12 protein-coding genes are annotated in these 12,803 nt (G+C 67.1%); 6 read left to right on the top strand and 6 right to left on the bottom strand.

Annotated features, from left to right (window positions below; all coding sequences use genetic code 11):
- Positions 1-41: 41 nt before the first annotated feature.
- Entirely contained in the window at positions 42-1,025 is a 984-nt protein-coding gene (locus CAL28_RS15230) for a tripartite tricarboxylate transporter substrate binding protein (RefSeq protein ID WP_094842155.1), read from the top strand.
- Between the two features lie 2 nt (positions 1,026-1,027).
- Positions 1,028-1,750, top strand: a complete 723-nt coding sequence (locus CAL28_RS15225; RefSeq protein WP_094842154.1) for an SDR family oxidoreductase — start codon at positions 1,028-1,030, stop codon at positions 1,748-1,750.
- A gap of 30 nt (positions 1,751-1,780) precedes the next feature.
- Here CAL28_RS15225 and CAL28_RS15220 read toward each other — a convergent pair whose 3' ends face one another.
- Positions 1,781-4,285 carry a cation-translocating P-type ATPase gene (locus CAL28_RS15220; RefSeq protein ID WP_094844645.1) on the bottom strand — a complete coding sequence of 835 codons (2,505 nt, stop codon included), beginning with the start codon at positions 4,283-4,285 and terminating at the stop codon, positions 1,781-1,783.
- Positions 4,286-4,433: 148 nt separating this feature from the next.
- Between CAL28_RS15220 and CAL28_RS15215 the strand changes: the two genes are divergently transcribed.
- The 4 genes from CAL28_RS15215 to CAL28_RS15200 all read left to right on the top strand — a co-directional run bounded on the left by CAL28_RS15215 (position 4,434) and on the right by CAL28_RS15200 (position 9,255).
- Positions 4,434-4,907 (top strand): universal stress protein, encoded by a 474-nt coding sequence (locus CAL28_RS15215; RefSeq protein ID WP_094842153.1) that lies wholly within the window; start codon positions 4,434-4,436, stop codon positions 4,905-4,907.
- A gap of 43 nt (positions 4,908-4,950) precedes the next feature.
- A complete protein-coding gene (locus tag CAL28_RS15210; protein WP_094842152.1) occupies positions 4,951-5,592 on the top strand; it encodes a response regulator in 642 nt (213 codons plus the stop codon).
- 274 nt (positions 5,593-5,866) lie between these two features.
- On the top strand, positions 5,867-7,573 hold the full coding sequence (aspT, locus tag CAL28_RS15205; RefSeq protein WP_094844644.1) for an aspartate-alanine antiporter: 1,707 nt from the start codon (positions 5,867-5,869) through the stop codon (positions 7,571-7,573).
- 65 nt (positions 7,574-7,638) lie between these two features.
- Entirely contained in the window at positions 7,639-9,255 is a 1,617-nt protein-coding gene (locus CAL28_RS15200) for a bifunctional aspartate transaminase/aspartate 4-decarboxylase (protein ID WP_094842151.1), read from the top strand.
- Positions 9,256-9,356: 101 nt separating this feature from the next.
- Here the strand turns inward: CAL28_RS15200 and CAL28_RS15195 are convergent, their stop codons facing one another.
- From CAL28_RS15195 to ccoO, 5 genes are all read right to left on the bottom strand, one after another.
- On the bottom strand, positions 9,357-9,608 hold the full coding sequence (locus CAL28_RS15195; RefSeq protein WP_094842150.1) for a hypothetical protein: 252 nt from the start codon (positions 9,606-9,608) through the stop codon (positions 9,357-9,359).
- 62 nt (positions 9,609-9,670) lie between these two features.
- Positions 9,671-11,086 (bottom strand): cytochrome c oxidase accessory protein CcoG, encoded by a 1,416-nt coding sequence (gene ccoG, locus CAL28_RS15190; RefSeq protein ID WP_440588435.1) that lies wholly within the window; start codon positions 11,084-11,086, stop codon positions 9,671-9,673.
- Positions 11,047-11,964 carry a cytochrome-c oxidase, cbb3-type subunit III gene (gene ccoP, locus CAL28_RS15185; RefSeq protein WP_094842148.1) on the bottom strand — a complete coding sequence of 306 codons (918 nt, stop codon included), beginning with the start codon at positions 11,962-11,964 and terminating at the stop codon, positions 11,047-11,049. The genes ccoG and ccoP overlap by 40 nt, the downstream gene beginning before the upstream one ends.
- Positions 11,957-12,133, bottom strand: coding sequence for a cbb3-type cytochrome oxidase subunit 3 (locus CAL28_RS15180; RefSeq protein ID WP_094842147.1), 177 nt, complete (start codon positions 12,131-12,133; stop codon positions 11,957-11,959). Before CAL28_RS15180 ends, ccoP begins: the two co-directional genes overlap by 8 nt.
- 3 nt (positions 12,134-12,136) lie before the next feature.
- Complete coding sequence (ccoO, locus tag CAL28_RS15175; protein WP_094842146.1) at positions 12,137-12,796, bottom strand: cytochrome-c oxidase, cbb3-type subunit II; 660 nt, start codon at positions 12,794-12,796, stop codon at positions 12,137-12,139.
- Positions 12,797-12,803 lie beyond the last annotated feature (7 nt).

The raw sequence follows: 12,803 nt of genomic DNA, 5'->3' as shown, positions 1-12,803 counted from the left end.
CACATGTACAAGCCACGCCAGTGGCAACAAGGAGACAGCAAATGAAGCGACACGCATGGCTGGCCGCCGGGCTGGCGGCATGGACGTCGATGGGCGCTGCCCACGCCGGCGAGGGCGCCGCCAAGTGGCCCGCGCAGCAGGTAAACCTGGTCGTCGGCTACGCGCCGGGCGGTACCACGGACATCATCGCGCGCGCGGTGGCCAGCGTCCTGACCGAGCAATCCGGCCATCCCTTCGTGGTAGAGAACCGGACGGGCGCCAACAGCAATATCGGGGCCGAGTTCGTCAAGCGCGCCGCGCCCGACGGCTATACCTTTTTCGTGGGTTCCACGGCGAACGCCATCAACCGCACGCTCTACGCCAACCTGAACTACGACATCGCCGCCGACTACCGCGGGGTGGCCTTGCTGGGTACCGTACCCAACGTGCTGGTGGTCAATCCCAAACTGCCCATCCACAACGTGCAGGAGTACATCGCCTATGCCAAGGCGCATCCCGGCAAGCTGACCTGTGCGTCTTCGGGAACAGGGTCGGCCATCCATATGTCCTGCGAACTGTTCAAGATCCAGACCGGCACCCAGATCCTGCACGTGCCGTATCGCGGCAGCGGGCCGGCGATGACGGACCTGCTGGGCGGCCAGGTCGACTCCATCTTCGATAATCTGCCGACCGAACTGCCCAATGTGCAGGCCGGCAAGCTGCGCGCGCTGGGCGTCACCACCGCCCAGCGTTCGCCTTTCGCGCCCGACATCCCCACGCTGCGCGAATCGGGGCTTCCCGATTTTTCCGTGGAATCGTGGTTCGGCCTGTTCGCGCCCAAGGATACCGACCCAGCCATCGTCGACAAAATGAACGCCGCGCTGAACAAGGCGCTGGCCAACGCACGGCTGCAGGGCATCTACAAGCAGTCCGGCATTACGCTGCCGCCGCCGCCCAACAGTCCCGCGCAGTTCGGCACGTTCGTGCAAGGCGAGGTGACGCGGTGGGCCGACGTGGTCAAGCGTTCCGGGGCGCACGTGGATTGATCATGGCGCACAGGATCACGCTGATAACGGGCGCCAACCGGGGCATAGGGCGGGCCACCGCCGAACGCCTGGCGCGCGATGGCCATCATGTCATCGGGCTGGCGCGCCATGCGCCGGCGGACGGTTTCCCGGGCGAGTTCCACGAGGTCGACCTGGCGGACGCGGCCCGCACCGCGGAGGTGCTCGCCCGCATTACCGCCGCGCATCAGGTCGATCACGTCGTCAACAATGCCGGCCTGACCACATCCAGCACGCTGCAGGAAACCACGCCGGCGGAACTGGACCGCATCCTGGCACTGGGGCTGCGCGCGCCGATGCAATGCGCGCAGGCCTGCCTGCCGGGAATGATTGCCAAGGGCAGGGGCGCCATCGTCAATATTTCCAGCCGCGCCGCGCTGGGCATGGCGCGGCGCACCGCCTACGCGGGCGCCAAGAGCGGCCTGATCGGCATGACGCGCACCTGGGCGCTGGAGCTGGGCCGGCACGGTATTACGGTAAACGCGGTGGCGCCGGGACCGGTGCTGACCGAGCTGTACCGGAACAACAATCCCATGGACGAGGAGGCCGCCCGCGCGCTGGCCGAGCGTATCCCGCTGCGCCGCCTCGGGCAGCCGGAGGACATCGCCGGAACGATTGCTTTCTTCCTGTCCGACGACGCCCGTTTCGTGACGGGGCAGGTGCTGTACGCCTGCGGTGGCCTGTCCGTGGGCAGCGCGCCGATCTAGTCCGCCGTCTCGCACCGCAACCGGCCGGTGTCAGGGGCGCAGCAGCGCCACCAGGCCGAATAACCCGGCCAGGGCAGGGACGCTCATCAGCAGCACGAGCACGGCCGCGGTGGCGCCAACCACCGTCCACAGCGTGCGATTGGATCCCAGCGCGCGCGAACGGCGTCCGGTATGGCGCAGCAGGCGGACGACGAAAATCAATCCGACATTGCTCGCGACCAGGGCCAGGAAGGCGAAGGTGCGGGCGTAAACCTGCGTCTGGCCCTGCGCCAGCAGGACGGCGTACACGGCCAGTACCGCGATGGCCGCCAGAATGCCGGCCGCCACGCCCTGCGCCAGCGTGCGGTTCGACAGCAGGCGCGCGCCGGCTCGTCGCGGCGGAACGCGCATCAGGTCTTCGCGCGCCGGTTCGTTTTCGAAGACGACCGAGCAGACGGGGTTGATGATCAGTTCCAGGAAGACGATGTGGACCGGCGCCAGCATCGGCGGCCAACCCACGAAAACCGGGACCATGGCCGCGGCGATCATCGGGATATGGACGGCGACGGTGTAGCTGATGGCCTGGACGAGATTGGCGTAGATGCGCCGTCCCAGCCGGATCGCGAAGACGATGGGGGCGAAGTCGTCGCGCAGCAGGACGAGGGACGCCACCTCGCGCGCCACTTCGGCGCCGCGCAAGCCCATGGCGATGCCGATGTGCGCGGCCTTCAGCGCCGGCGCGTCGTTGACGCCATCCCCCGTCATGGCGACCACCTGGCCGCTTTGCCGCAGCGCGTTGACCAGCCGCAGTTTTTGTTCCGGCTTGACGCGCGCGTAAGTGTCGACGTGGCCGATGGCCTCGTTCAGCGCCGCGTCGTCCATGGCCGCGACTTCCTGGCCGGTCACGATGCGGGTGGCGTCGATGCCCACCTCGGCGGCGATCGCCCGCGCCGTGGAGGGGTAATCGCCGGTGATCATCACCACGCGGATGCCGGCCGCCCGGCATTCCGCGATCGCGCCCGCGGCCTCCGGCCGCACCGGGTCCAGCAGGCCGACCAGCCCCACGAAGGTGAACGCGAAGTCGTGCTGCTTGTCCGGCCAGCCGGCTTCGGCGTGGCGCGCCTTGGCCACGCCGAGCACCCGCAGTCCCCCGGAGGCCATCCGCGCGGCCTCGTCCAGGACTTCGCGGGTTTCCCGCGGATCCAGATGGCAGAGGTCGCACACCGCTTCCGGCGCGCCCTTGCAGGCCACGGCGTGACGGCCCGGCTCGCGGGTGCGCCATGCGTGCGACATGGCGGGCAGCTCCGGCGTCAGGGCGTATTCGTGATCGAGCAGCCAATCCGCGTGCAGCCGTCCGGTGCCGGCAAGGCCGGTGCGGCCGGCTTCGTGGAAGGCGATCTCCATGGGATCGACCGGTTCGATCTCGCTGGCGAGCACCAGGTACTCGATCAGCTCGTGGAATGCCGGCTCGATGCGTGGCGTCGCCGGGTCGACCACCTGTCGCTCGCCATGCGCGGCGAGCACCCGCACCGACATCCGGTTCTGCGTCAGCGTACCGGTCTTGTCCACGCACAGCACGGAGGTCTGCCCCAGGGTTTCGATGGCGCTCATGCGGCGCGTCAATACGCCTTCGTTGGCGATGCGGCGCGCCCCCAAGGCCATGAAGACGGTCAGGATCACGGGGATTTCCTGGGGCAGGATGCCCATCGCCAGCGTGACGCCGGCCAGTATCCCGGCCAGCCAGTCACCGAAGCGCCAGCGGTAGGCCAGGACCAGCATCAGGCACAGCGCGACGGCCACCACGGCGAAGCGGTTGACGAAAGTCCTGGTTTCCCGCTGCAGCGGCGAACGGGCTTCCTGGATGCCTGTCAGCGATTTGCCGATGCGGCCCAGCGCCGTATCGGCGCCGATCGAGTCGACGATCATCCTGCCCTGGCCCTGCACCACCATGGTTCCGAAAAAAAGCCGGCCGAAGGAATCATCCGCGTTCCGCGTCCCCGGCGGCACGGACTTGGTCACCGGCACGGACTCGCCGGTCAGCATCGACTCGTCCACGCTCAGTTCATGCGCCTCCGCCACCACGCCGTCGGCGGGCACGCGCGCTCCTTCGTCGACAAAAACCACGTCGCCCGGCACCAGATCGGCGGCGGAGACGAGCCGCCGTTGACCGTCCCGCAGTACCTGCGCGCGCGGGGCCGACAGCTCGCGCAGGGATTCCAGCACCCGGGCAGTGCGATGGCTTTGGAACACCGTCAGCAGGACGATGGCGACCACGAACACCAGCAGCGTCAGCGCTTCGGTGACGTCGCCCAGAACGAAATAGACGCTGCTCGCGGCAAGCAGCAACAGGAACATCGGTTCGGCAATCACGTCGCCCAGCGCGCGCAACCAGGTCCGCCGTGCCGCCGACCCGACGACGTTGGGCCCGTAACGGGCGCGCCGCTCGTCGGCCTGCGCGGTCGACAGCCCGCGCAGGCCATCGGCGGGAGCGGCCGGCGGCAGCCGCCCGCCGGGCAGGACACCGGCGTCGGAAGGAGGGGAGGAAGAGGTCTGCATGCGGGCACCGGTCGGCGCGCGCGCCGCGCGCTGGCCTTCAGGATGATCGTGGCCGGACGGCCGGGCGTTGACCTGTGTCAACTTGACCCATATCAATGAACGCCGGCGGCGGCACCGGTAGAGTGGGGGCATCTTTCTGGAGACCGATATGTACCGAAATATCCTCGTCGCCGTCGACGGCAGCACGTGTTCCGAGCGTGCGCTGGATCACGCCATTTCGCTGGCGAAATCCGAGCACGCCAGCCTGCTGGGCGTGTATATCGTGGAGTATCCCAGTTCCATGTACTCGTCCGCCTTCATCGATGTGGAGCCTTTCCACGACGCCATGGTGACCGAGGCACGGGCGGTATTGGACAAGGTGCAGGCGAAGATGCGCGACGCCGGCGTGACCGGCCAGGTAAAGATGGTGGACGCCGGTGTGCTCAGCGGCACCATCGCCGAACAGATCGAGAGCACGGCCAGTAGCGCCGGTGTGGATCTGGTGGTGCTGGGTACGCACGGCCGCCGGGGTTTCCAGCGCGTGATGCTGGGCAGCGTGGCGGAAAGCTTCGTCCGCCTGGCGACCTGCCCGGTGCTGCTGGTCCCGCATCGGGACTCGCCGGATTCTCCTCCGGCGCGGTAAGGTCGCTTAGAATCCCGGCAGTCAGGTGTCCGAGGTAATTTCGATGGCCGGTGAATTCATAGACGTTCTGCTGGTGGACGACCACACGGTGGTGCGCAATGGCGTCCGCCTGATGCTGAGCTCCGCCACCGACATCCGCGTTACCGGCGAGGCCGAGAACGCGGTGCAGGCGCTGGAGCGGGTCAAAAGCGCGGACTTCGACGTCGCCCTGATCGACATCGCGCTGCCCGGCAAGAACGGCCTGGACCTGCTGCAGTCGCTGCGCGCAGAACGGCCTGGCCTGGCCGTTCTGGTGCTGAGCACCTACGCCGAGGACATCTACGCCGTGCGCGCGCTGAAGCTGGGCGCCGCCGGCTACCTGACCAAGGACAGCCCGACCTCCACGCTGATCGACGCGGTGCGCAAGGCGGCCGCGGGCGGCAAGTACGTCAGCCCTTCGCTGATGGAACGCTTCGCCCTCATGATGGGAGGCGGCACCTCGGCCTCGCACGAGGCATTGTCCAATCGCGAGCTCGAAGTGCTGAAGATGATCGCCAAGGGCGAAAGCGTGACACGCATCGCCGAGGTACTGCATCTAAGCCCCAAAACCGTCACGACATACCGTGCCCGCATCCTGGAAAAAATGGGCGTTCGCAGCAATGCCGAACTGGCGCGCTATGCCGCCGAGAACGGCCTGCTGATGTGATTCTTTCAATCGGCCTGCGGGCCGGTTGCGCATTTGACACCCCGTGTAGGGGCCGTCCTACAAGAAGTGTCCATGGAATGCCGATATCCGGCATGCCCATCCGTCCGGACAATGCTTCTTCAAGCAAGGCATGCCTTTCACGCGCCTGTTCACGGCGCGCAGTCCGATAGGCGGCGCTTTCCCGCATCAGTTTCCGATCCTCCTCCCGCCGTCCGGCGGGCGGCATGGTCCCGTTCAACCCGCATTCCTGGAGAAGGCGCTTGCGCCTCGCGACATGGACGTCCTACGCCATTTCATCGTCAGCCAACCGCTGATCGCATTGTTCATCACGATTTCACTGGGTTACCTCGTCGGGAAGATACGTGCCGGGACTTTCGTCCTGGGAGGTATCGCCGGCACGCTGCTGGTCGGCGTCATCGTCGGCCAGCTTGGCCTGATCAATTTCGACCCCGCCCTTAAGACGGTGTTCTTCGCCTTGTTCATCTACGCGGTCGGCTTCCAGGGCGGACCGCAGTTCTTCCATGCGCTGAACCGGCGTTCGCTGAACCAACTGGTGTCGGCTTTCGTCATGTGCCTGATGGGTCTGCTGTGCGTGCTGCTGGCCGCATGGCTGTTCGGCCTGGATCGCGGGATGGCGGCCGGCCTGGCGGCGGGGGGATTGACCCAGTCGGCCATCCTGGGCACCGCCGGAGACGCGCTGGCACGGCTTGGCCTGCCTGCCGCTGTGACAAGCACCATGCAGACCAATGTGGCCGTGGGCTACGCCGTCTGCTACATATTCGGTTCGCTCGGGCCGATCATCATGGTGACGTGGTTCTTCCCATGGATCATGAAATGGGATATCCGCGCCGAGGCCGTCAAACTGGCCAGGACCTTGTCGGGCGGGCGGCTGGAACTGGAAGCCGGCCAGTTCGACGCCCTGCAGCACATCGTCACCCGGGTCTATGCGGTGGCCCCGGGCGACAAGGCGGTGGGAAAGACCGCCATGGCCATCGACGCCGAACTCTCGGATGCCGCCATCGAGGCCGTATGGCGCGAGGGAATGCCCCTGGATCTGAAAGACGATACGGTCATCCAGGCCGGCGACCAGGTCGCCGTCACGGGCCGCGCGTCGCTGATCGGCGCGATGGCCGGCATGCTGGGCGGAGAAATCGCGCCGCCGCGGCAGCAGTTGGTCGAAGAACGGCGCGAGATCATTCTGACCAACCCCGCGCTGTGCCACCGGGAGCTGGGCGATATCCATGACCATGCCAGTATCCAGTCGCGCCATGGTGTGTTCCTGACCGCCGTGCGGCGCATGGGCGAAGAGTTGCCCGTGCTGCGCAAGCTGACCCTGCAGCGCGGCGACGAATTGCATTTCGTGGGGACTCCCAAGGACCTGGATCGGGTCCAGTCCAGTCTTGGCTACAAGATCAGCGCGGGCGCCGTCACCGATTTCGTGTTCTTCGGGATAGGCATGACCCTGGGCATGCTGATCGGCATGATCCAGTTCAAGCTGCTGGGCGTGCCGGTGTCCATCGGCAGCGGCGGCGGCTGCCTGCTTTCGGGCCTGCTGTTCGGCTGGCTGCGCAATGTCCACCCGCGCTTCGCCGCGCTGCCCGTGGGGGCGTCCACTTTCCTGCGCGACTTCGGCCTGGCCGTGTTCGTGGGCATCGTCGGCATCACCGCCGGCCCGCAGGCCCTGGCGGCCATCAGGCAGTACGGCCTGACGCTGTTCTTCCTGGGCGTGGGCGTCACGATCATCCCGCAGATCCTTACCTTTTTCTTCTCGTACTACGTGCTGCGCATCCGCAATCCCATCGAGGCCCTGGCCTGCGTGGCCGGCGGGCGCAGCGCCAACCCGTCGTTCGCCGCGCTGCTGGCGAAAGCGGGCAATGCCACCCCGGTGGTCTCGTTCACCGTGACCTACGCCGTGGCCAACGTCTTCCTGACGCTATGGGGCCCGGTGATCGTGGCCCTCGTTTCCAAAAATGCCGCCTGACCGGCGGCCTATCCATCGCGTCGCCGCAGGCGCGGCGACACTTAACTTCCAATGGACGACACATCATGCTAGATCTGGATATCGCCAAGCTCTCTGCCTTGAGCCCGTTCGAACTCAAGGACCAGCTCGCTGCCGCCGCGTCCTCTGATGCCGAGCGGCTGATGCTGAATGCCGGACGCGGCAATCCGAATTTCCTGGCGACGCTGCCGCGCTACGCATTCCTGGCACTGGGAGAGTTCGCCATGCAGGAAGCGGCGCGTTCCTACGCCTACCTGGACAGCGGGTTCGGCGGCCTGCCCGAGGCGCGCGGCATCGTGCAGCGCTTCGAGGCCTACGCCTCGCACCACGCGACCGGCGAGGGCGTCATCTTCCTGCGCAAGGCCATCGCCTACGTGAAAGACCAGTTGGGGCTGGACCGCGACGCCTTCCTGGTAGAGATGGTGGCGGCCTTCCTGGGGTGCAATTACCCGACTCCGCCGCGCATGCTCCGGCATGTGGAGGAAATCGTCAAAGCCTACCTGGCGCAGGAGATGTTCGGCCCGATCCCATGCAGCGGCGATTTTTCGCTCTTCGCGACGGAAGGGGGAACGGCGGCGATGACCTACATCTTCCAGAGCCTGGCGGTGAACAAGCTGATCCGGCCTGGCGACCGGATCGCGCTGGCCACGCCGATATTTTCGCCGTACCTGGAGATCCCGGCGCTGGCCGAGTACGACCTGGATGTGGTCGACGTGCGCATGGACGAACATGCCGACTGGCAGTTTCCCGAAAGCGAAATGGCCAAGCTGCTGGATCCCGCCGTCAAGGTGTTCTGCCTGGTCAATCCCAGCAACCCGCCGTCGAACAAGCTGTCCAATGCGACGCTGGACGCGCTGGCCAGGCTCGTCGCCGACGCCCGCCCCGATCTCATCATCGTGACCGACGATGTCTACGGCACTTTCGCCGACGATTTCGTGTCGCTGTTCGCCCGCTGCCCGCGCAATACGCTATGCGTGTACTCGTTTTCCAAGTTCTTCGGCGCCACGGGATGGCGGCTGGGCACGATAGGCTTGCATCGGGACAATGTGCTGGACGCGGCGCTGGCCAGCCAGCCGGAGGACGAGAAGCAGGCATTGGCACGCCGATACAGCTCGCTGACGGCCGAACCGGCGGCGCTGCGCTTTATCGACCGCCTGGTGGCCGATAGCCGCGCGGTCGCGCTCAACCACACGGCCGGGCTATCGGTGCCGCAGCAGTTGCAAATGGCACTGTTCGCGCTGAACGGCCTGATGGATCGCGAGGGACGCTACAAGACGGCGGCCAAGCAACTGATACGCAAGCGCTACCAGACGCTGTATGGCAGCATGGGTATCGAGGTCCAGCGCGGCCCGAACGACGTCAACTACTACACGCTGATCGATCTGCAGGAGCTGGCCGGAAAGATCTACGGCTCGGCCTTCGAACAGTGGTTTGTCGAGCGCGATCTCGGCATCCGCTTCCTGTTCCGCCTGGCTGAAGAGACCGGTGTGGTGCTGCTGCCGGGCAACGGGTTCGAAGTCGTCGATACCTCGGCACGGGTATCGCTGGCGAACCTGACCGAAGTGGAGTACGCGTCCATCGGCAAGTTCACCCGCCAGGTGCTGGACGAGTACTTCAAGGACTTCGTGGCGGCCGTCGGCATGCCGGCAACCCTGGCCCCGTAGAGGGGCAGGTCGCGGCGGGCGGGTGCCAACCGTTACCCGTCCGCGCGCGCAGGGGCATAACCGCAAGGCGCCGCGCCGCACACGCATGCGGCGCGGCGCATTTATTTGCCGGGCGCATCTGGATGCGCCGGTGCCGGCACCCGCGGCGGCGCGGCGCGGACCGCCGGGACCTTGCGTACGACCAGGCCTTCGCGTGTGACCCCTTCGGTGATGGGCGGGTCGGTGTAGCGGGTTGCCGCCAGATAGATTGTGAAGACACAGCCCGCCAGCACGGCGGCCGGCCCCGCCATGAGGATCCAGGGCCACGGTTCGCGGTACCAGGGGCGGGGTGGCGGGACCGGGGTTGCTCTCATGGCGGGGCCTCCTGGCGGGCATGGCGGACCGGCAGGGCCGGATGGCAGGGGCTTGGCGGGCATCATTGCGGAATGAAGAAACTGGCGGCTTCGTCGGTGGCGGGCGCGGCGCCGTCGGTACCGGTGCCGCGCGCGTGGATGACGATACGATGGGCCCCCGGGGCGGCGCCCGCCGCCGGGGCGCGCGCGACGACCGCCACGATCTTGTTGTCCAGGGCGTCGACCCGTACGGTCGTGCTGCCGTCCGGCAAGGCCAGCGCCAGCCCGTCCAGGCCGTCGGCGGATAGCGCAAGCTGCACGGGCGAGCCCGATGTATTCATGAATTGCAGGCGGTAAACGTTCTCGATCATGCCGCCCGCGACCTCGCGGCCCAGCACGCCGCGGTCGCGGATGACGTCCATGCGCAGCGACGGGCGCAGCCACAACGCCGTCATCAGGGCGACGACCAGGCCGGCCAGCAGCGTTCCGTACACCATCGTGCGAGGGCGCAGCAGCCGCCGTATGGCGGCACGGCGCGAGAGCCCTTCGTCGACGGCGCGCTCGGATGCGTAGCGGATCAGCCCGGGGGCGTACTGCATCTTCTTCATGACGTCATTGCAGGCGTCGACGCAGGCGCCGCAGCCTATGCACATGTACTGCAACCCGTCGCGGATATCGATGCCGGTGGGGCAGACCTGCACGCACCAGTGGCAGTCGACACAGTCGCCCAGGCCCAGGGCGGCCGCATCGGCATGGCGGGAGCGGCCGCCGCGGGGCTCGCCGCGCCGCTTGTCGTAGGTGACGACGAAGGTGTCCCGGTCCACCATCACGCTCTGGAAGCGGGCATAGGGGCACATGTATTTGCACACCGACTCGCGCAAAAAGCCGGCGTTGCCCCAGGTCGCGACGCTGTAGAACACGATCCAGAACCACTGCCACGGCCCCAGCTGCAAGGTGAACAGGTCGTGCGCCAACTGCCGGATCGGCGCGAAATAGCCGATGAACGTACTGCCCGTCCACCATGCGATACCCAGCCACAGCGCGTGCTTGGCCGCCTTCAGCCGCAGCTTGCGGGCCGTCCATGGGCCCTGGTCCAGCCGTTGCCGGGCGGCGCGGTCGCCTTCGACCTTGCGTTCTATCCAGGCAAAGATCTCCGAATAGACCGTTTGCGGACAGGCATAACCGCAGAACAGCCGTCCCGCCAGCGCGGTGAACAGGAACAGGCCAAGCGCGGAGATCACCAGCAGGACGGCCAGGTAGACGACGTCCTGGGGCCAGAGGACCAGGCCGAACAGGTAGAAGCGGCGCGCGCCCAGGTCGAACAGGACGGCCTGCCGGCCGTCCCATTGCAGCCAGGGCAGGCCGTAGAACAGGGCCTGTGTCAGGAAGACGAAGACGATGCGCCAGCTGGCGTAGGGGCCGGTGACCGCCCGCGCGTAGATCCGGGCATCGGCGACGCTCATGGCTGGCCCGGCGTATTGGATTGCCGCCACACCCAGGCGGTCAGGATGCGGATCTGCGCCGGCGTCAGCACGCCTTCCTGCGCCGGCATGCTGTTGTCGCGGCCATTCAGGATGGTGGCTTCGATCGTGCGCTGCGAACTGCCGTACAGCCAGACGTCATCGGTCAGGTTGGGCGCGCCCAGGGCCTGGTTGCCTTTGGCGTCCGCCCCATGGCAGGCCACGCAATAGGTGCCGAATGCATCCTTGCCGCTGAACACCCGCGACTTGTCCACGCCCAGGCCGGACAGGGACCGCACGTAATCCGCGATATCGGAGGCGGTGCGGGCATCGATGACGCCGTTCCAGGCCGGCATGACGCCGTGCCTGCCCTGGGTGATGGTCTGCAGGATGGTCTCCGGCGACCCGCCGTACAGCCAGTCGCCGTCGGTCAGGTTAGGGAAACCGGGCGCGCCCTTGGCGTCCGAACCATGGCATTGGGCGCAGTTGTTCAGGAACAGGCGCTGGCCGATCTCCATGGCCCGGGTATCGCGCGCGATGTCGGGCACGGGCATGTTTTCGTAGCGGGCGTACAAGGGCCGCGTGGCCGCGTCCTGCGCGGCGCGCTGGCGCTGCAGGTCGTCGGCGCTGGTATAGCCCAGCGTGCCGCCGTAGTGTCCCAGGCCGGGGAACAGCACCAGATAACCCACGGCGAACAGGCACATCAACAGGTACATGACCGTCCACCAGCGCGGGACGGGATTGTTCAGTTCGGTCAGGTCGCCATCCCAGACATGCCCCGTGCTGGTCGGCTCGTTGGCGGGCGCCTTGCCCAGCCAGCGGCGCTGGGTGTACAGCAGCCAGAGGCACCAGACGATGCCGGTCATGGCGACGACGCCGACGAAATAACCCCAGACGGGCGTGGTGAAGTCACTCATGGCGGTTTCCCATGCCGGATTGCGGCGTCGTGCATTCGTCGGGCAAGGCGAAGGGCAGCAGCGCGGCGTCCCGGTTGGCGGCCTGGCGGCCGCGGGACCAGGCCCACGCGATGATGCCCAGGAAGGTGGCCATGGATATGGCCGTCACGATGGCGGTCAGATAGGCCATGGTTCAGTCTCCGTTGGCGGATGCAGCCGGCGCGGCGCTCTTGCGGGCGGCGACGCCCAGTTCCTGCAGATAGGCCACCAGGGCGTCTTCTTCGGTCTTGCCTTCCAGCGCCTTGGGGGCGTCGGCGATGTCCCGGTCGGTGTAGGGCACGCCCAGCTGGCGCAATGCCCGCATGCGGTCCGCGACGTTCTGTCCGGCCAGCGGTGCGGTGCGCAGCCAGGGGTAGGCGGGCATGTTGGATTCCGGCACGACGGCGCGCGGATCGCGCAGGTGCTCGCGGTGCCAGGCGTCCGAATAGCGCCCGCCCACGCGCGCCAGGTCGGGCCCCGTGCGCTTGGAACCCCACAGGAACGGATGGTCGAAAACCGATTCGCCGGCCGTGGAGTACGGTCCATAGCGCTGGACCTCGGACTGCAGCATGCGTACCTGCTGCGAGTGGCAGCTGACACAGCCTTCGCGGATATAGACGTCGCGCCCCATCAGGCGCAGGGGGCTGTAGGGCTGGATGCCCGCCTCGGCCTCCGTCGTCGAATGCTGGTGGAACAGCGGAATGATCTGCACCAGTCCCGCCATCGACACGACGACGACCGTGGCGACGATCATCAGGCCGATATTTTTTTCCAGCGTGTGGTGCGAAAAGAAGGATTGCTTGCCGGTGCTCATGGTCGAT

The organism is Bordetella genomosp. 11 (assembly GCF_002261215.1).
Lineage (GTDB): Bacteria > Pseudomonadota > Gammaproteobacteria > Burkholderiales > Burkholderiaceae_B > Bordetella_C.
The sequence above is the reverse complement of the archived record's forward strand: the minus strand, read 5'-3'. Positions and strand labels throughout refer to the sequence as shown.